General features: G+C 61.4%; 17 protein-coding genes. 12 read left to right on the forward strand and 5 right to left on the reverse strand.

Annotation, left to right across the window (positions count from 1 at the left end):
- Window positions 1-74: 74 nt before the first annotated feature.
- The gene (locus HU762_RS10010) at window positions 75-2,129 is read right to left on the reverse strand and encodes a S9 family peptidase (protein WP_186636045.1); all 2,055 of its coding nucleotides are present in this window, start codon (window positions 2,127-2,129) and stop codon (window positions 75-77) included.
- Window positions 2,130-2,288: 159 nt separating this feature from the next.
- Here HU762_RS10010 and HU762_RS10015 point away from each other — a divergent pair, with 159 nt between their 5' ends.
- From HU762_RS10015 to HU762_RS10045, 7 genes are all read left to right on the forward strand, one after another.
- Window positions 2,289-2,783, forward strand: a complete 495-nt coding sequence (locus HU762_RS10015) for an MFS transporter (protein WP_186636048.1) — start codon at window positions 2,289-2,291, stop codon at window positions 2,781-2,783.
- A 31-nt stretch (window positions 2,784-2,814) separates the two neighbouring features.
- Window positions 2,815-3,591, forward strand: a complete 777-nt coding sequence (locus HU762_RS10020) for a class II glutamine amidotransferase (protein WP_186636051.1) — start codon at window positions 2,815-2,817, stop codon at window positions 3,589-3,591.
- 12 nt (window positions 3,592-3,603) lie between these two features.
- Window positions 3,604-4,146 (forward strand): DUF2937 family protein, encoded by a 543-nt coding sequence (locus tag HU762_RS10025; RefSeq protein WP_025212399.1) that lies wholly within the window; start codon window positions 3,604-3,606, stop codon window positions 4,144-4,146.
- A 259-nt stretch (window positions 4,147-4,405) separates the two neighbouring features.
- On the forward strand, window positions 4,406-5,692 hold the full coding sequence (locus HU762_RS10030) for an MFS transporter (protein ID WP_186636054.1): 1,287 nt from the start codon (window positions 4,406-4,408) through the stop codon (window positions 5,690-5,692).
- Window positions 5,693-5,755: 63 nt separating this feature from the next.
- Window positions 5,756-6,508: a 5-oxoprolinase subunit PxpA gene (locus tag HU762_RS10035; RefSeq protein WP_186636057.1), complete on the forward strand. Its 753-nt coding sequence runs from the start codon at window positions 5,756-5,758 to the stop codon at window positions 6,506-6,508.
- Window positions 6,505-7,209 (forward strand): 5-oxoprolinase subunit PxpB, encoded by a 705-nt coding sequence (gene pxpB / locus HU762_RS10040; protein ID WP_186636060.1) that lies wholly within the window; start codon window positions 6,505-6,507, stop codon window positions 7,207-7,209. The genes HU762_RS10035 and pxpB overlap by 4 nt, the downstream gene beginning before the upstream one ends.
- Entirely contained in the window at window positions 7,206-8,126 is a 921-nt protein-coding gene (locus tag HU762_RS10045; RefSeq protein ID WP_186636063.1) for a biotin-dependent carboxyltransferase family protein, read from the forward strand. The genes pxpB and HU762_RS10045 overlap by 4 nt, the downstream gene beginning before the upstream one ends.
- A 52-nt stretch (window positions 8,127-8,178) precedes the next feature.
- Here HU762_RS10045 and HU762_RS10050 read toward each other — a convergent pair whose 3' ends face one another.
- Together HU762_RS10050 and HU762_RS10055 are read right to left on the reverse strand one after the other, a co-directional pair.
- Window positions 8,179-9,357, reverse strand: coding sequence for a VWA domain-containing protein (locus HU762_RS10050; RefSeq protein ID WP_003198888.1), 1,179 nt, complete (start codon window positions 9,355-9,357; stop codon window positions 8,179-8,181).
- 34 nt (window positions 9,358-9,391) lie between these two features.
- A complete protein-coding gene (locus HU762_RS10055) occupies window positions 9,392-10,237 on the reverse strand; it encodes a MoxR family ATPase (protein ID WP_186636066.1) in 846 nt (281 codons plus the stop codon).
- Between the two features lie 402 nt (window positions 10,238-10,639).
- Between HU762_RS10055 and HU762_RS10060 the strand changes: the two genes are divergently transcribed.
- A complete protein-coding gene (locus tag HU762_RS10060) occupies window positions 10,640-11,140 on the forward strand; it encodes a DUF2442 domain-containing protein (protein ID WP_186636068.1) in 501 nt (166 codons plus the stop codon).
- Here HU762_RS10060 and HU762_RS10065 read toward each other — a convergent pair.
- Window positions 11,137-12,213, reverse strand: a complete 1,077-nt coding sequence (locus tag HU762_RS10065; RefSeq protein ID WP_186636071.1) for a DUF748 domain-containing protein — start codon at window positions 12,211-12,213, stop codon at window positions 11,137-11,139. The genes HU762_RS10060 and HU762_RS10065 overlap by 4 nt on opposite strands.
- 125 nt (window positions 12,214-12,338) lie before the next feature.
- Here HU762_RS10065 and cysK point away from each other — a divergent pair, with 125 nt between their 5' ends.
- From cysK to HU762_RS10080, 3 genes are all read left to right on the forward strand, one after another.
- Window positions 12,339-13,313, forward strand: a complete 975-nt coding sequence (cysK, locus tag HU762_RS10070) for a cysteine synthase A (RefSeq protein ID WP_186614079.1) — start codon at window positions 12,339-12,341, stop codon at window positions 13,311-13,313.
- Window positions 13,314-13,601: 288 nt separating this feature from the next.
- Window positions 13,602-14,540, forward strand: a complete 939-nt coding sequence (locus HU762_RS10075) for an aspartyl/asparaginyl beta-hydroxylase domain-containing protein (RefSeq protein WP_186636282.1) — start codon at window positions 13,602-13,604, stop codon at window positions 14,538-14,540.
- A 338-nt stretch (window positions 14,541-14,878) separates the two neighbouring features.
- Entirely contained in the window at window positions 14,879-15,742 is an 864-nt protein-coding gene (locus HU762_RS10080; protein ID WP_186636074.1) for a DMT family transporter, read from the forward strand.
- 68 nt (window positions 15,743-15,810) lie between these two features.
- Here the strand turns inward: HU762_RS10080 and HU762_RS10085 are convergent, their stop codons facing one another.
- Window positions 15,811-16,719, reverse strand: coding sequence for a DMT family transporter (locus HU762_RS10085; RefSeq protein ID WP_186636077.1), 909 nt, complete (start codon window positions 16,717-16,719; stop codon window positions 15,811-15,813).
- 130 nt (window positions 16,720-16,849) lie between these two features.
- Between HU762_RS10085 and aceK the strand changes: the two genes are divergently transcribed.
- Window positions 16,850-18,571, forward strand: coding sequence for a bifunctional isocitrate dehydrogenase kinase/phosphatase (aceK, locus tag HU762_RS10090; RefSeq protein ID WP_186636080.1), 1,722 nt, complete (start codon window positions 16,850-16,852; stop codon window positions 18,569-18,571).
- Window positions 18,572-18,581 lie beyond the last annotated feature (10 nt).

Consider the following 18,581-nt stretch of genomic DNA (forward strand, 5'->3'; position numbering starts at 1 on the left):
TCAGCCTGGCCTGGGAGAGGACAGATGGGATGCCAGGCCAATGGAGCTAAGACCCGGCCATCCCACAGAGTTCCTCAGGCCCGTCCCAAAACCTTCAGCACAAACGCATATTCGAGCGCTACGTCACGCAATCCCTGATAGCGACCGCTCATTCCACCGTGACCGGCGCCCAGTTCGGTCTTGAGCAGCAGCGGGTTGTCATCGGTCTTGGTGGCCCGAAGTTTGGCCACCCATTTCGCCGCTTCCCAATATTGCACGCGGCTGTCGTTGTAGCCGGCGATCACCAGCATCGCCGGATACGCCTGGGCGCGAACATTTTCATAGGGGGCGTAGGCCCTGATCCGATCATAGACCTGCGGCTCTTCGGGATTGCCCCATTCGTCGTATTCCGTGACGGTCAGCGGCAGCTCGGGGTCGAGCATGGTATTGAGCACATCGACGAACGGCACTTCGGCAACTGCCACCTTGAACAGCTCGGGGCGCTGATTGAGCACCGCGCCGATCAACAGGCCACCGGCGCTACCACCGCTGATTGCCAACTGATCGGCCGTGGTGAAGCCCTCGGCGATCAGGTGTTCGGCGCAGGCGATGAAGTCGCTGAAGGTGTTGTGTTTGTGCTCTTGCTTGCCGGCGCGGTACCAGGCTTCTCCCAGCTCGCCGCCGCCGCGTACATGGGCGATCGCAAACGCCACGCCACGGTCCAGCAGGCTCAGCCGCGCGTGGGAAAACCACGGGTCGAGGCTCTCGCCATAGGCGCCGTAGCCATACAGATACAGCGGCACCGGCTGGCCGAGGGCTTCACGCTTGACCACCAGGCTGATGGGCACCTGCGTGCCGTCCGGTGCGGTCGCCCAGAGCCGCTGGCTAACGTAGGCATCGGCGTCAAACGGACCCAGCACCGGGGTTTGCTTGAGCACGACTTGTGCGCCGCTGGCCAGGTCCAGCTGGCGGATTTGCGCCGGACGGTTCAGGGCCTCGTAGCGCAGGCGAATCCGCTCGCTGACGAATTCCAGGCTGTTCTGTACATGCAGGCTGTAGGCCGCGTCCGGCAACTGCACCCGATATGCCGGCAAGCCATGTGGATGAACTTCGATGATCGGCAGGCCGCCTTCGCGCAGGCTCAACGTCATTGCGCTGGCGTTCAGGCTCAGGCCATCGATCATCACTGTGTCGCTGTGGGGGATCAGGTTCTGCCAGTCGGCCTCGGTCGGCGCTTCGCCCGTATCGGCGGCCTGGTACAGCGCGTAATTGATGCCGTCGCGGTTGCTGCGGATGAACCAGGTCCACTGACCGTCGAGCAAGCCGTGATCGACATCATATTCATGGTGCTCGACCCGTGGCGCCAGGCAGGTAAACGGCAGTTGCGGTTGCGTGGCGTCCAGCACCCAGATCTCGCTGGTGGTCTTGCTGCCCAGGGACAGGATCAGCTGGCGCTCCGAACTCGAACGGTAGCAGTGCAGGAAGAAACGCCCGTCCGGCTCATGGAACACCTCTTCGGCGGCGGTGCCGTCCAGGCGATAGCGCAGCAGCTTGTGCGGGCGATGGGTGTCGTCCAGTTCGCCAAAGAACAGCGTCAGGCTGTCGTTGGCCCAGGTCATGCTGCCGTCGCAGTTTTCGAAGGAGAGTTCGCTGACCTTGTCGTTGGACAATTCCTTCACGAACAGGGTGTAGATCTCATCGCCCGTGGTATCCAGGCTGTAGGCCAGACGCTGATGGTCGGGGCTGATGCTGAACGCACCCAGGGAAAAGAACCCGCCGCCGGCCAGCGCGTTCGGGTCCAGCAAGAGTTGTTCATGGCTTTCATCGACGGTCAGGCTGTCGTCGGCCGGACGCGGGCAGCGGTAATGGCGCGGATATTCGTCGCCAGCCGTGGTGCGCGTGTAATACAGGTACGGGCCCCAGGGCGAGGGCAGGGACAGGTCGGTCTCGAGGATCCGTCCCTTGATTTCCTGGAACAGCGTTTCGCGCCATTCGGCCTGATCGGCGAGTCGTGTTTCCTGATAACGGTTTTCGGCCTTGAGGTATTCGAGCACGGCGTCGGTGTCGCGCTCCTGCAGCCAGGCATACGGGTCGACACCGGCGTCCTTGCGGGCAATCGGTGCGTCGGGAACGTGGGCGGATAGGGGCATGAAAAAATTCTCGGGCTGGATACAAAAAGGGACAAGGGGCCGGTGGCGTCAGTTCTGTTGCCGGACCGAAAAACTCACCACGCCAGCCAAGGGGCAGACGCCGGGGCAGCCTGACGAGCGAAAAGCCGTTACTATAAGCGCCTCTTTGCCTGCCTTGCCATGGACACCATGACCGAGAACGACTATCTGATTGCCTGGGGCCTCTACGCCTTCGCCGCCTTGGGCTGCCTGCTGGTATGGATGCGCATGACCCGCTTCATGTGGCGCTGGTTGCGCGAGCCGCTACGGCTGTTGATGGCGGTGCTGCTGTTCAGCCCGACCATCGTCGACCCGGTGAAGGAAAAGGTTGCGCCGGCGCTGGCGATTGTCGCCCTGGATGTGCTGTTCAAGGTTGGCAACAATCTCTGGCGCGCAGCGTCGGACCTGCTCATGTACGGCATGATCGCCTTCGGCCTCTACCTGATTGTCGTGCTGATCCGCTTCCCTATCGAACGTGCTTCAAAGGCCCGCAAGGAGCGAGCTGCCGCCGCGAAAGCCGCCGAGGCAGCCGAGCCTGATGACGAACCGCCGTTCGGCGTCGCCGGCGATGACCGCTACGGTCGCCCGCCCGTGCCGAGCAACCCTCAGCGTTCGCGTATCGAACCGCGCCTGTAGCCAGGCCTCCCATTCCTTTGAGGGTTCGAGCATGTGTGAATTATTGGGCATGAGTGCCAATGTGCCGACCGACATCGTGTTCAGTTTCACCGGTTTGATGCAACGCGGGGGCAAGACCGGACCGCATCGCGACGGCTGGGGGATCGCCTTCTATGAAGGCCGCGGCTTGCGCCTGTTCCAAGACCCGGCCGCGAGCAGCGAGTCGGAAGTGGCAAACCTGGTGCAGCGATATCCGATCAAGAGCGAAGTGGTGATCGGGCACATCCGCCAGGCCAACGTCGGCAAGGTCTGTCTCTCCAACACCCACCCGTTCGTGCGCGAGTTGTGGGGGCGCAACTGGTGTTTCGCCCACAACGGCCAGCTCGCCGATTTCCAGCCGGGTGTGAGCTTCTACCGCCCCGTGGGCGATACCGACAGCGAAGCGGCTTTCTGTGATTTGCTCAACCGGGTGCGCCAAGCCTTTCCGGAACCGGTGGACGTGGAGCATTTATTGCCATCGTTGATCGAAGCCTGCAGCGAATATCGCAGCAAAGGCGTGTTCAATTGCCTGCTCAGCGACGGTGACTGGCTGTTCTGCTATTGCTCGACCAAACTGGCGCAGATCACCCGGCGCGCGCCGTTCGGTCCGGCGCGGCTCAAGGATGTCGACGTGATTGTCGATTTCCAGGCCGAAACCACGCCCAACGACGTGGTCACGGTAATTGCCACCGAACCCCTGACTGAAAACGAAACCTGGACCCGCTACGAACCGGGCCAATGGAGCCTGTGGCGACGCGGTGAATGCGTCAGCCACGGCCGGACCGAATAAGGACGTCACGCTATGTTGCTCAGTTATCTACGGTTGGTGTTGTTCGCGGTGGGCCTGCTGGTCGGGGTCCAGGTGCCAGGCTTTGTCAGCGACTATGCCAAGCGGGTCGAGGCTCACCTGATCGAGGCGCAAACCGGGCTCCAGGGTTTCCAGGGCACCGCGAATCAGTTTTTCAAGGGCGACATGCAAGCCCTGGTAGCGCATTACCGCGCCAGCGAAGACCCGATCTTTCGCAGCGATGCCGACAGCCTGAACACCTTGCTGGTGCGTCAGCAGGCGTTGGACAAGCAATTCCAGGCGATGCAAGGCCCGTGGTACATCCGCCTGCTGCAAGTGGCCTTGGCCGCCGACCCGGACATCCGCAAGGAAACCTGGAACGGCTACAGCTACCAGATCCTGCTGACCCCCGAGGCCATGATCTGGGGCATCAGCGGTGCCCTGTTGCTGTCGTTCGGCCTGGAATGCCTGTTCCGGTTGATCGACTGGGTCGTGCTGGGCGGCAAGCGCCTGCGCCAGAGCCGGCCAATCGAAGAGCGCGACCTGCGCGGGCTGTAGCGCCGCAGCGGGCTTTTGTGGCGAGGGGATTTATCCCCGCTGGTGAAATGATGGGGGCTGCTCTGCAGCCCAGCGGGGATAAATCCCCTCGCCACAAGGGCTTCGCACCAACCTGCAAACCTACCCAATCAAATTTTTCTTATGACCCGGCCAAGGTTTTATTCGTTGGACGGGATCGGCTGCGCGCTCAAGAATCGGGGCAACGGTCTCCACGCCAGCGTCGTCGAGACTCACAACAATAAAACCGTGGAGAACCACCATGAGTGCACCCGACACGCTCGGCGTCCCCCAGCCGCAGGCCCGTTCCGGCCCGTTCGACTGGTACCGCAACATCAACCAGCAGGAACGGCGCACGTTCTGGAGCTGCAAGATCGGTTATGCCCTGGACGGCATGGACACGCAAATGCTCAGTTTCGTGGTGCCGACCCTGATCGCCATGTGGGGCATCACCACCGGTGAAGCGGGGCTGATCCACACCAGCACGCTGATCGCTTCGGCCATCGGCGGTTGGGTCGCGGGTATTCTCTCGGACCGCATCGGCCGGGTGCGCACCTTGCAACTGACGGTGTTGTGGTTCGCCTTCTTTACCTTCCTCTGCGGCTTCGCCCAGAACTACGAACAGTTGTTGATCGCCCGCACATTGATGGGTTTCGGCTTTGGCGGCGAGTGGACCGCCGGCGCGGTGTTGATGGGCGAGGTGATCCGCGCCAAGGACCGTGGCAAGGCGGTGGGCATGGTGCAATCGGGTTGGGCGCTGGGCTGGGGCATGACGGCGATTCTGTATGCGCTGTTGTTCTCGGTCTTGCCGCCGGAAGACGCTTGGCGCGCGTTGTTCATCCTCGGCATCGTGCCGGCGGTGTTCGTGATTTTCGTCCGCCGGTTGGTCAAGGATCCGGAAATCTACAACCAGACCAAGGCCCGGCTGACGCCGGAGAATCCGGCCAAGTTCTACGAGATCTTTGCCCCCGGCATCCTCTTCACCACCATCCGGGCTTCGCTGCTGACGACAGGCGCGTTGGGCGGTTACTACGCGATCACCTCCTGGCTGCCGACATTCCTGAAAAACGAGCGCGGTTTGAGCGTGCTGGGCACCGGCGGATACCTGGCGATGGTTATCGTCGGTTCCTATGTGGGATACGTTATCAGCGCGTACTTGAGCGACATCCTCGGTCGCAAGAAAAACTTCGTCCTGTTCGCCGTCGGTTCATTCACGATCGTGCTGCTGTACACCCAAGTGCCGGTGAGTAATACCGTGATGCTTTGGCTGGGCTTCCCGTTGGGTTTCTTCGCTTCGGGAATGTTCAGCGGCATGGGCTCGTTCCTTACCGAGTTATTCCCGACCCGCATCCGGGGCTCGGGCCAGGGTTTCTGCTACAACATTGGCCGGGCAGTGGCGGCGCTGTTCCCTCTGTTGATCGGTATTCTCAGCCAGAAGGTGCCATTGAGCGTCGGTATCGGTGCGTTCGCGGCGGTGTCCTACGGAGTGGTGATCCTCGCGGCCCTGAGCCTGCCGGAAACCCAAGGCAAGCAGTTGGAAGCCGAGTAACTGATAACCTGTGGGGCCAAATGCCCCATAGCTAAAAAGAAAGAGCCTACAGGAGCGTTCACCGTGAACCGCCTGCTATTGAATTGCGACATCGGCGAAAGCTTCGGCAACTGGACCCTGGGTCTGGACGCCGAGGTGATGCCCTTTATCGATTGCGCCAACATCGCCTGCGGCTTCCATGCCGGCGACCCGAGCATCATGCGCAAGACCGTCAGCCTGGCCCTGAGCCATGGCGTACGGATCGGCGCGCACCCGGCCTATCAGGATCTGGCGGGCTTCGGCCGACGTTCCATGGCCTATGGCGCCCAGGAGTTGCAGGACCTGCTGCACTATCAGGTCGGCGCCCTGGACGGTATCTGCCGCGCCCAAGGTGGTCGGGTCAGCTACGTCAAACCCCACGGCGCGATGTACAACGACATGATGGCCAACCCGGCGCAACTGCGCGCGGTAATCCAGGCAGTCGCCGCTTATGACCGGCAATTGCCGTTGATGCTGATGGCGACTCGGGACAACAGCGCCGCCCAAGCCTTGGGCGATGAGTATGGCTTGACGCTGTGGTTCGAGGCCTTCGCCGACCGAGCCTATGACAGTGCCGGTCACCTGGTTTCCAGGCAATTGCCCGGGGCGGTGCATCACGATCCCGAGATCATCATCGGGCAGGCCCTGACCATCGCCCGCGGCGATGCGCTAACGGCCAGCGATGGCAGCCCCTTGAATCTGCACGCCAACACCTTGTGCGTGCATGGCGACAACGCCAGTTCCGTAGCCGCCGTGCAGCGTATCCGCCAGGCCCTGGATGGGCAGAACGCGCCATGAAGCCGCGCTTGGAAGTGGTGGCGGTGGACTGCCTGATGGTTCGCCTGTTCGATGAGATCGCCGAGACCAACATGCCGTGGATGCTCGCCGCCAGCGAGCGTTTGCGTGAGGTTTTTGCCGGCGACTTGATCGACCTGGTGCCGTCCTACACCACGCTGATGGTGCATTACGATTTGCTGGCCCTGACGCCAACCCAGGCTCGCGAGCTGATCGGCGAGGCGCTGAACAATCTTTCGCCGGACGCCGGCTCCGTCGGTCAATGCCATGTGTTGCCGGTGTGGTACGACCTTAGCGTCGGGCCTGAGCTGGTCCTGCTATCGAGCCGCAGCGGGTTGACGGTGGAGCAAGTGATCCGTCGCCACACCGAGCGTGAGTACCAAGTGTTTGCCCTGGGTTTCGCGCCGGGCTTCGCCTTCATGGGGCTGGTTGACGAAGAACTGGCCGCGCCGCGCCTCGATACGCCGCGCAAGCGGGTAGCCGCGGGCAGCGTGGGCATCGCCGAGCGCCAGACCGCGGCGTACCCGGTGGTCTCGCCCGGCGGCTGGAACCTGATCGGTCGCACCCCGGCCAGACTGTTCGACCGTGAGCGCGACGGCTACAGCTTGATGCGACCCGGCGACACGGTGCGTTTTGCCGCCATCGATCACGCTGAATTCATCGCCCTGGGCGGCGACGACAGCCCGTTGGAGGCCCAGGCATGAGTCGTTTGTTGATCGAGGCCAGCACACCGCTGTGCCTGTTGCAGGACACCGGCCGTTTCGGCGTAAGGCACTTGGGCGTGACCCAAGGCGGGGCGGCGGACTGGCTGTCGATGAGCTGGGCCAATTGGATGTTGGGCAACGCGCCCGACGCGGCGGTGGTGGAAATCACCCTCGGCGGCTTTACCGTGGTGGCCGAGGAAGATTGCGTGCTGGCGCTGGCCGGGGCTGATCTGGGCGCGCGGGTGGATGGCCAGGCGGTGGCGTCGTGGCGGTTTTTTAGCCTGCGCCGAGGCCAGACCCTGGCGCTCACCCAGCCGGTGCTTGGCGCCCGGGCTTACCTGGCGGCGCCCGGCGGGTTCGACGCGCCCGCGGTGCTGGGCAGCCGGGCGACGGTGGTGCGCGAAGAACTGGGTGGCCTGGATGGGCGGGGGCGGGCGTTGAGTCGCGGCGAACACTTGAGTTATTCAGGCGCGGCGACGCCTCGGCCCATGCCGTACGCGCTGATTCCAGATTTTAAACAAGCGCAGCCGCTGGACCTGATCCTCGGCGCGCAGAATGGCGCGTTCAGTGGACGCAGCCTGTTCGATGCGTTCAACACTGCGTGGACGCTGGACAGTCGCGCCGATCGCATGGGCATGCGCTTGCTGGGCACGGCGCTGGAATATCAGGGGCCGGCGATGATTTCCGAGGGCATTCCGCTGGGGGCCGTGCAGGTGCCGCCGGACGGCCAGCCGATCGTGCTGCTCAACGATCGGCAAACCATCGGCGGCTATCCGCGCCTGGGCGCCCTGACACCGCTGTCCCTGGCGCGGCTGGCGCAATGCCTGCCGGGGGCGCAGGTGCGGTTGCGGCCGGTGGTGCAGGAGGTTGCGCATCGGCAGCAGGTTGAATGTCTTCAGGCGTTCTTGAGGGGTTGAAAAGCTTCGCGATCCGCCGGGGTCGCGAAGAGACATCACTGGCGCGAAGTGCTTATTTGGAGAGAAACCGCATCCCTTCTTCCAAGCCTCGCAAGGTCAGCGGATACATCCGGTCTTCCACCAACTCCCGCACGATGTTGGTCGAGGCGGTATAACCCCAGGTATCCTTCGGGTACGGATTGATCCAGATGAGCTTCTTGTATTTCTCCATGAAGCGCTGCATCCACACATAACCGGCTTCTTCGTTCCAGTGCTCGACGCTGCCGCCGGCCTGGGTGATTTCGTAAGGGGCCATGGCGGCGTCGCCGATGAAGATTACTTTGTAGTCGGCGCCGTACTTGTGCAGCAAGTCCTGGGTCGATGTGCGCTCCGAGGTGCGGCGCAGGTTGTTCTTCCACACCGATTCGTAGACGAAGTTGTGGAAGTAGAAGTACTCCAGGTGCTTGAACTCGGTCTTGCAGGCCGAGAACAGTTCTTCGCAGATCTTCACGTGGGCATCCATCGAGCCGCCGATGTCGAACAGCAGCAAGAGCTTGACGGTGTTGCGTCGCTCGGGGCGCATCTGGATGTTCAGCAGGCCGGCGTCCCGGGCGGTGTGGTCGATGGTGCCGTCGATGTCCAACTCTTCGGCCGCACCTTGGCGAGCAAATTTGCGCAGGCGTCGCAGGGCGATCTTGATGTTGCGGGTGCCCAGTTCGACCTGGTCGTCGAGGTTCTTGTACTCGCGCTGGTCCCAGACCTTCACGGCCTTGCCCTGGCGCTTGCCGGCGTCGCCGACCCGAATGCCTTCGGGGTTGAAGCCGCCGGAGCCGAACGGGCTGGTGCCGCCGGTGCCGATCCACTTGTTGCCGCCAGCGTGGCGTTCCTTCTGTTCCTCCAGGCGCTTCTTGAACTCTTCGATCAGTTTGTCCAGGCCACCGAGGGACTGGATTTGAGCCCGTTCTTCATCGGTCAGCGAGCGCTCGAACTCCTTGCGCAACCAGTCTTCGGGAATCAGCGCCTGGAGGTGATCGTCGAGTTTCTCCAGGCCGTTGAAGTACGCGGCAAACGCCCGGTCGAATTTGTCGAAATGCCGTTCGTCCTTCACCAGGATCGCTCGGGACAGGTAGTAGAACTCATCCATGTCGGCAAAGATCACCCGCTGTTTCAGCGCGTTGATCAGGTCCAGCAATTCACGCACCGACACGGGCACCTTGGCGGCGCGCATCTCATTGAACAGGTTTAGCAGCATGGCAATCGCCCTCGCTCTTGTTAGACGAAGAGGATCAGCGAGTGCCGCGACGGCTCATGAACGCCAGGCGTTCGAGCAATTGCACGTCCTGCTCGTTCTTGACCAGGGCACCGGCCAGCGGCGGAATGGCCTTGGTCGGATCACGCTCGCGCAGCACCGCTTCGCCGATGTTGTCGGCCATCAGCAGCTTGAGCCAGTCCACCAGTTCGGAGGTGGAAGGTTTTTTCTTCAGGCCCGGCACCTTGCGCACGTCGAAAAACACGTCCAGCGCTTCGCTGACCAGGTCTTTCTTGATGTCCGGGTAATGCACATCGACGATTTTTTGCAGGGTGACGCGGTCGGGGAAGGCGATGTAGTGGAAGAAGCAGCGGCGCAGGAAGGCGTCCGGCAGTTCTTTTTCGTTGTTGGAGGTAATGATGATGATCGGGCGCTGCTTGGCCTTGATGGTTTCGTCGGTCTCGTAGATGTAGAACTCCATCTTGTCGAGTTCCTGGAGCAGGTCGTTGGGGAACTCGATGTCGGCCTTGTCGATCTCGTCGATCAGCAGGATTACCCGCTCCTCGGATTCAAACGCTTCCCAGAGCTTGCCTTTCTTCAAGTAGTTGCGCACGTCATGGACTTTGTCTACGCCCAATTGCGAGTCCCGCAGGCGGCTGACCGCGTCGTACTCGTACAAGCCCTGGTGAGCCTTGGTGGTTGACTTGATGTGCCAAGTGATCAGGCGCGCGCCGAAGGACTCGGCCAGTTGTTCGGCAAGCATGGTCTTGCCGGTGCCCGGTTCGCCCTTGACCAGCAGCGGCCGCTCCAGGGTGATGGCTGCGTTCACGGCCAGTTTCAGGTCATCGGTGGCCACGTAGGCGCGGGTGCCTTCGAACTTCATCGGTATTTCCTCGAACGGTGTCGCCGGCCCGGCGAGGCAAGGCGCGCGAAATAGATATCGTGCCCGACTATAACGCGAGCCCCCGCCGACTGTGAACGCAGACGCTGTATTCAGTCTCTGAATGGGGCGTCACATGTTGACTCAGTCTCGGCCGCTTGCCAGTATTGCGTATCGCCAATTTGGCGATACAGTTCCGGATTCATACTTTTCTAACGGTCAGCCGCACTTGTGGCGAGGGAGCTTGCTCCCGCTCGAGTGCGCAGCGCTCGCAGGCTTTTAGGGCCGCTTCGCGGCCCAGCGGGAGCAAGCTCCCTCGCCACAAGTGCGCTACACGTAAGCCATGTGTTGGTCGTTGGACTGGGTCAGGGCTCATCAGGCGCAACTGCTGGAGGATTGGCAACGATGCTACCCATGAAACGACCGCGGCTATTGGCCGTGCAGCCTTTATTACCGTGCATTCTCGAACTGACTTTTATCGATGGTCAGCAACTGACGCTGGACCTGAGCGCCGATGTGCAACATTTTCCGGGCCTGCGACCTTTGCTGGAGGAGGGCGCGTTTGAAGGCGCGGTGCTGGGTGACGACGGCTGGAGCGTCGAGTGGCCGGCGCTGGATATTCAGATCGGCGCCGACACTTTGTACCTGGATGCGCTGGCGCAGAATGCAGAAGATGAAAACACCCGCATCTTCATCAGTTGGCGCGCCCGCACCGGCTTGCCGTTGAACCAGGCGGCCGAAGCGCTGGGGGTCAGCGCCCGTAGCATCAGCCGCTACAGCAGTGGCCGCGAGGCGGTGCCGCGTTCGCTGGCCCTGGCCTGCCTGGGCTGGGACTCGCTGCAACGCACCACAGCCGTAGCGGCGGCGGAGCAGAGCGGCCGCTACACCGTCACCCGCAAGCCTTAATCCTCGGACGGTGGCGGTTGCTCGTAGCGGGCGCTGAAGGCCTGGACAAAACCGTTGCGCAGGATCTGCAGGAAGGCTTCGAACGCACCTATGTCCTGTTGGTGGACGTTGCCGCTGAGTTCCACGCGGGTGGCAAACTGGTTTTTGCGCTGGTTCTTGAGGGCCGTTTCACCCCCTCCGACCAACGCTTCCCAGACGGAGCGGAAGATGTTCTTGTTTTTGTTTTCCACGTCCTGCTGCCAGTCGAACACATCCACGTCGCGCAGCAGCGGCTTGATATAGCCGCTGAGCTTGGCGTTGTTGGCTTCGGCTTCGACCACCAGGTCGCCGTGGCCGGCGTTGAAGTCAAACTTGCCGTAGGCCGCGGCGAAGTCGTTCAGTCGTTTGAGTTCGATGTTCCTGGCCCGCAGGCGGAAATCGAAGTCCTCGAAGTCGCTCAGCGGGTCGAACGTGGCCTGGACTTCCAGTGGTGCATGTTCGGCCACCAGGGCCTTGCCCTCGAAGCGGGCGTCGCGCTTGCCTTCTGTGTCGACCACGTTGGTCAGGTTATGGAAGGTGGCATTCACGTTGGTGGCTCGCAGGTTGACCGGCGGCTTGGAGTTGAAGTTGCGGAAGGTAACCTTGCCATCGTTGATCCGCACCTCGTTGAGGGTGATGGGCATCAGCTTGCTCAACTGCTCGCGCCAGTCGGTGCCTTGGCCGGTCTGGGAGTCTTGTCGGTTGGCGCCACCGTCGACGAAATTGACTTCGGGATGGGCGAACTCCACCTCGGCCACGACCGCGTGGTCATGCCACAGTGAGTGCCAGCTCACGGACAAGTCGACCAGTGGCGCATCGACGAATGGCACCGGGACCTTACCGTCAACCTTGACGATTCGCAGGCCGTTGATCCGATAGGCACCGCGCCAGAGGGCCAGGTCGACATCGGTCACTTGACCACGGTAACTGCCCATGTCGGCCAGTTTGTCGTTCAGGTAGTTGCGCACCAGGTAAGGCAAGGCGAAATGCAGGGCCACCAGTAGCGCAACGATGGCGACGAAGGCCCACAGTGGCCAGCTGTATCGACGCTTCATGTCAGTAGTCTCCGTTGTTAAACCATTGACTGTTGTCACAGCGGGAACGTTCGGTGCAACTGGACGCCCTTTGGCAACAGGCTTACCTTAAAGCGCTAAATTCCCTCTGCATTAAGGACCCGGTCATGAGTCGTATATACGCTGACAACGCCCATTCCATCGGCAATACGCCGCTGGTGCAGATCAACCGCATCGCCCCTCGTGGTGTGACCATCCTGGCCAAGATCGAAGGGCGCAACCCAGGTTATTCGGTCAAGTGCCGGATCGGCGCGAACATGATCTGGGACGCTGAAAGCTCGGGCAAACTCAAGCCTGGCATGACTATCGTCGAGCCAACCTCGGGCAACACCGGGATCGGCCTGGCGTTCGTGGCGGCTGCCCGTGGCTATAAACTGATGCTGACCATGCCGGCGTCCATGAGCATCGAGCGGCGCAAGGTCCTCAAGGCCTTGGGCGCGGAACTGGTGCTCACCGAGCCGGCGAAAGGCATGAAAGGCGCCATCGAGAAAGCCGCCGAAATCCTCGCCAGCGACCCGTCGAAGTATTTCATGCCGCAGCAGTTCGATAACCCGGCCAACCCGGCCATCCACGAGAAAACCACCGGTCCGGAAATCTGGAACGACACCGACGGCGCCGTCGATGTGCTGGTCGCGGGCGTGGGGACCGGCGGAACCATTACCGGCGTTTCGCGGTATATCAAGAACACCTGCGGCAAACCGATCCTGTCCGTGGCGGTAGAGCCCGAAGCGTCGCCGGTGATTACCCAGGTGATGGCGGGGCAGGAGATCAAGCCCAGTCCGCACAAAATCCAGGGGATCGGTGCGGGTTTCGTACCGAAGAACCTCGATCTGTCGATCGTGGACCAGGTCGAGCGGGTCACCGACGATGAGTCCAAGGCCATGGCCCTGCGCTTGATGCAGGAAGAGGGGATCCTCTGCGGCATCTCCTGCGGCGCGGCGATGGCAGTGGCTGTGCGCCTGGCGGAAAAACCGGAAATGCAGGGCAAGACGATCGTCGTGATCCTGCCGGACTCGGGCGAGCGCTACCTGTCGAGCATGCTGTTCAGCGACTTGTTTACCGAGCAGGAGACTCAGCAGTAACCGAACGCCGGTTTAGCGGGGAATTTTGGCCGAAAGAGCAGGCTTTTGTGGCGAGAGAGCAAGCTCCCTCGCCACAAGAAGCATCTCGCCCATTTGGAAGGCAGATTGGGATTCGTTCGGTGCGTCAGCCAAGGTTCAGCTGACGCATGTTAACAAGGGCTTTGTTGCGTAATCCTCAACAGTGAATGTCGCGTCTGCCGATGTTTCATCTGGACGAGGATATTTAACATGGCCTGCCGCCGCGTCGGGCTGATGGCGCTGCGCAATTCAAACAAGGAGTTGAAAGAAATGACCGTTTCGTTTGTCGCCAAGGCCTCGGTGTTGCTGCTGTTCCTGGGCAGTACGCTGTTTGTGCATTTGCGTGGCAAGGCGCGTCTGCCGGTGTTGCGCCAGTTCGTCAATCACTCCGCGTTGTTCGCCCCCTACAACGCCTTGATGTACCTGTTTTCCGGGGTGCCTGCCAAGCCGTACCTGGATCGCAGCAAGTTTCCCGAACTGGATGTGCTCAAGGACAACTGGCAGGTGATCCGCGACGAGGCCATGCACCTGTGCGACGAGGGCTACGTCCGCGCCGCGGAGAAAAACAACGACGCTGGTTTCGGTTCGTTCTTCAAGAAGGGCTGGAAGCGTTTCTACCTCAAGTGGTACGACAAACCGCTGCCTTCGGCAGAGCTGTTGTGCCCCAGAACCGTCGAGCTGGTGAATCGGATCCCCAACGTGCGAGGCGCGATGTTCGCGCTGCTGCCGGGCGACAGCCACCTCAATCCTCATCGCGATCCGTTCGCCGGGTCGCTGCGTTATCACTTGGGACTGTCCACGCCCAATTCCGACGATTGCCGGATCTTCGTCGACGGGCAGATCTATGCCTGGCGCGACGGAGAGGACGTCATGTTCGATGAAACCTATGTGCACTGGGTCAAGAACGAAACACCGCAGACTCGCGTGATCCTGTTCTGTGATGTTGAGCGGCCCCTGAAAAATCCGCTGATGACTCGCTTCAACCGCGCCATCAGCGCCTTCCTCGGACGCGCCACCGCACCGCAGAACCTGGACGATGAGCACGTCGGCGGCATCAACCGGGCCTATGCCTGGAGCAAATCGCTCAGCGACGGCATCAGCGGCCGGGTCAAGCAATTCAAACGCAAGCACCCCAAGGCCTACCGGGTGATGCGGCCCGTGCTGGCGGTGGCCGTGTTGACGGCGCTGGGCTATTGGTTGTTTGTTTAAACATTGCGTAGTTCATAGGACGCTGGTTATAGTCAGCGCTCTCCGGGTTTTCGAACCCACCTTCCAAGAGATCGGCTCATGCCTGCATTCCCTTTCACCGCGGTTGTGGTTCCAGCGTTCGACGCTGGCGTCGTGCCGTGCGGGAACCCGCCGCCTGAGCAGATCGGTCAATACCCCCCACCTGTCAGTCGCTCTTCGGTGTACGCCTGCGTATCACCGCCGGGTGTTGGCGTTCAGGGCTGACCGGCAACGGCTGCCGTTCCCTGTGCCCGCCTGAAAAAACGACTGGATTTCAGCTTCGGCTGAGTTGGCTTTTTGCCTGACTACAGGTGGTTTTCATGTTTTCCTTTTCCAAAAACGCCTTATTGGCGACGGCTTCCACGAGCCTGTTCGTTTTGCTGTGGAGCAGCGGGGCGATCTTTTCAAAATTGGGCCTGGCCCATGCGTCACCGTTCGCTTTCCTGCTGATCCGTTTCGCTATCGCCCTGTGTGCGTTGGTGCTGTTGGTCCCGTTGCTGAAGTTCAAGCTGCCACGGCCCGGCAAGCCGATGCTCTATGCGGCGGTGACCGGCCTGGTGTTGTTGGGGGCCTATCAGATTTTCTATCTGCTGGCGCTGCAACTGAACGTTACCCCCGGCGTGATGGCCACGCTGATGGGTGTGCAGCCGATCCTCACCGTGGTGCTCATGGAGCGTCAACGTTCCTGGCAACGGATGTTCGGCCTGGCGCTGGGCTTGGTTGGACTGGTGATGGTGGTGTACCAAGGCATCGGCCTGGCGGGCATGTCCCTGGCGGGGATGCTCTGTGGGTTGCTGGCGCTGGTGAGCATGACCGCGGGTTCGATCATGCAGAAGCGCATCACCGACAATCCGCTCGGCACCCTGCCGGTGCAATACCTGGCCGGGCTCATCCTGTGCGCGGTGTTCGTGCCGTTCCAGCCGTTTCACTTCGAACACAGCATGGGTTTTATCGTGCCGGTGCTGTGGATGGGGCTGGTGGTATCGGTGCTGGCGACCCTGCTGCTGTATCGGCTTATCGCCCGGGGCAATCTGGTCAACGTGACCAGTCTGTTCTACCTGGTGCCGGCGGTGACAGCGATCATGGACTACCTAGTATTTGGCAACCGGCTGGCGTTGTTGAGCTTGCTGGGGATGGTGCTGATTATCATCGGCTTGGTGTTTGTATTTCGTAAGAGTCGCTAGCTGATTCCTGTCGGACCACTGCCATCGCGAGCCTGCTCGCGATGGCATTTTCAGGGTTCGCCGAAAGACTAGCGGGCAGAAATCTCAACCGGTTTCGCCGCGCCAGGCTTGAGCACCAGCCACAACGCCGCGGCAATCAACACTCCGCCATACAGGTGCGCCATTCCCAACGGTTCATCCAACAACAACGCCCCCCATAGCACGCCGAACGGCGGGATCAGGAAGGTCACGGTCATGGACTTGACCGGGCCGATGGAACTGAGCAGGCGGAAATAAAGAATGTACGCCAGCGCTGTGCACACCAACCCCAATCCGAGCAGCGAAAGCCAGACGCTCCAACCGCCCCAACTGGCCGGTGGTTGGCTGATGACGCTGTAGCCAAACAGTGGCAGCAGAAAAACCGTGGCGCCAAACATACTGCCCAAAGCCGACAAGCGACTGTCCAGCCCGCCTTGGTGATCGAGCCAGCGACGGGTGAGGAAACCGGCAAAACCGTAGCAGGTGGTGGCGAGCAGGCAGGCGAGGGCGCCCATCAGCAATTGCAGGTCGAAGGCCACCGGGCCGGCGCCGGTCAGGATGCCGACGCCAAAGAGCCCAAGGAACACGCCGCTGACCTTGGCCAGGGTCAGTTTTTCGCTGAAGAACAACCCGCCGATCAACACCCCCATCAGCGGTGTGGTGGCGTTGAAGATCGCCGAGTACCCGGCCGGCAGGACTTGTGCGGCCAGGGAATAAAAGGTCGCCGGAATGCCTGAGTTGATCAGGCCCAGCACCATCACGATTTTCAGTTTGCCGCGGAAATTCCAATCGATACGCATCAGCGCGAGGATCACCAGCAGTCCGACGAAGGCGATGGAAACGCGAAAAAACGCCGTGGGAATCGTGCCAATTACCGGAGCGATAATTCGCATGAAAAGGAAACTCGCCCCCCAGATGGCGGCCAGTGATAGCAAACGCAAGATATCGACGGGGTTCACGGGGATTTCCTTCCTTGATGGGGTCGCAAGTGTCGCCGCCCCCAAGACCAATGGCAATGGTTGCGTTGCCGCGCAATTGGCCTCTAAGCTCAGTCGCCAATAACAAGCATGACCCGCCGAGGTTTTCCCTATGTCGCAGCCATGGCCCGCCACCGATATCGCCCGTTCGATCCTCGACGGCTTCGACGATTATCGTGAGCATTTCCGGCAAATCACCGACGGTGCCCGTGCCCGGTTCGAGCAGGCGCGGTGGCAAGAGGCGCAGACGGCTTCGGCGGCGCGCATCAGCTTGTACGAAGAAAAAGTCTTCGAAACCGTGGCCAGGCTGCGCGAGGCCTTCGCTGCCGAAGCCCTGATGGATGTCGGTTGCTGGCCCCTGGTGAAAAGCGCCTACATCAGCCTGATCGACCTGCGCTTCGACGATGAGTTGTCCGAGACCTGGTACAACTCGATCTTTTGCGGCCTGTTCAGTCATGACCTGATCAGCGACGGCACGATGTTCATTCACACGACCCGGCCGAGCCTGCGTCGTGCCCGCGCCGCCCAGACTCGTACCTATAAACCCGAAGGGCAGCTGGACAAGATGCTGGCGCAGATGTTCGCCGATTATCGCTTCAGCGAAGACTACGCCGACCTGCCCGGTGACCTGAAACGCCTCGAAACCCAACTGCGCGACAACCTGCCGGACTGGGTCTGCAAAGACCCCGAGCTGACGGTGGAATTGTTCTCCTCGGTGCTTTATCGCAACAAGGGCGCTTACCTGGTGGGGCGCATCTACACCCGGGACGACCAATGGCCGCTGGTGATTCCTTTGCTGCACCGCGAAGGTCGGGGTATCCAGATCGACGCGCTGATCACCGATGAGGCGCAGGTGTCGATCATCTTTTCGTTCACCCGTTCGTACTTCATGGTGGACGTGCCGGTGCCAGCGGAATTCGTCGGTTTTCTCAAGCGCATCCTGCCGGGCAAGCACGTTGCCGAGCTGTACACATCCATCGGCTTCTACAAGCATGGCAAGTCGGAGTTCTACCGGGCCTTGATCAATCACCTGGCGAACACCGACGACCAGTTCATCATGGCACCCGGCGTGCGCGGCATGGTCATGAGCGTGTTTACCCTGCCGGGCTTCAACACCGTGTTCAAGATCATCAAGGACCGGTTTTCGCCGTCGAAAAACGTCGACCGGGCCACGGTCATCGAGAAATACCGGCTGGTGAAAAGTGTCGACCGGGTCGGGCGCATGGCCGATACCCAGGAGTTCGCCGATTTCCGCTTTCCCTTGAGCAAGTTCGAGCCAGCGTGCCTGGAGGAACTGCTGGAGGTGGCACCGTCCACGGTGTCGGTGGACGGCGACACGGTGTTGGTCCGCCACTGTTGGACTGAACGCCGGATGACGCCGCTGAACCTTTACCTGGAAAACGCCAACGAAGCCCAGGTGCGCGAGGCGCTGGAGGATTATGGCCTGGCGATCAAGCAGCTGGCGGCCGCCAACATCTTCCCTGGCGACATGTTGCTCAAGAACTTCGGCGTGACCCGCCATGGCCGCGTGGTGTTCTACGACTACGATGAAATCTGCTTCCTGACCGAAGCCAACTTCCGCCACATCCCCCAGCCGCGCACGCCGGAAGACGAAATGGCGTCCGAGCCCTGGTATTCCATCGGGCCGCTGGATGTCTTCCCCGAGGAATTTCCACCCTTCCTGTTCGCCGACGCCGGACAGCGCAAGCTGTTCGATCAGTTGCATGGCGAGCTGTACAACGCCGACTACTGGAAAAGCCTGCAAGAGGCGATTCGGGCTGGCAAGGTAATCGACGTGTTCCCGTATCGGCGCAAGGACCTGGACAACGAATAACTCGGCGGCT

The organism is Pseudomonas sp. SWRI92, assembly GCF_014268685.1.
Taxonomy (GTDB): Bacteria; Pseudomonadota; Gammaproteobacteria; order Pseudomonadales; family Pseudomonadaceae; genus Aquipseudomonas; species Aquipseudomonas marvdashtae.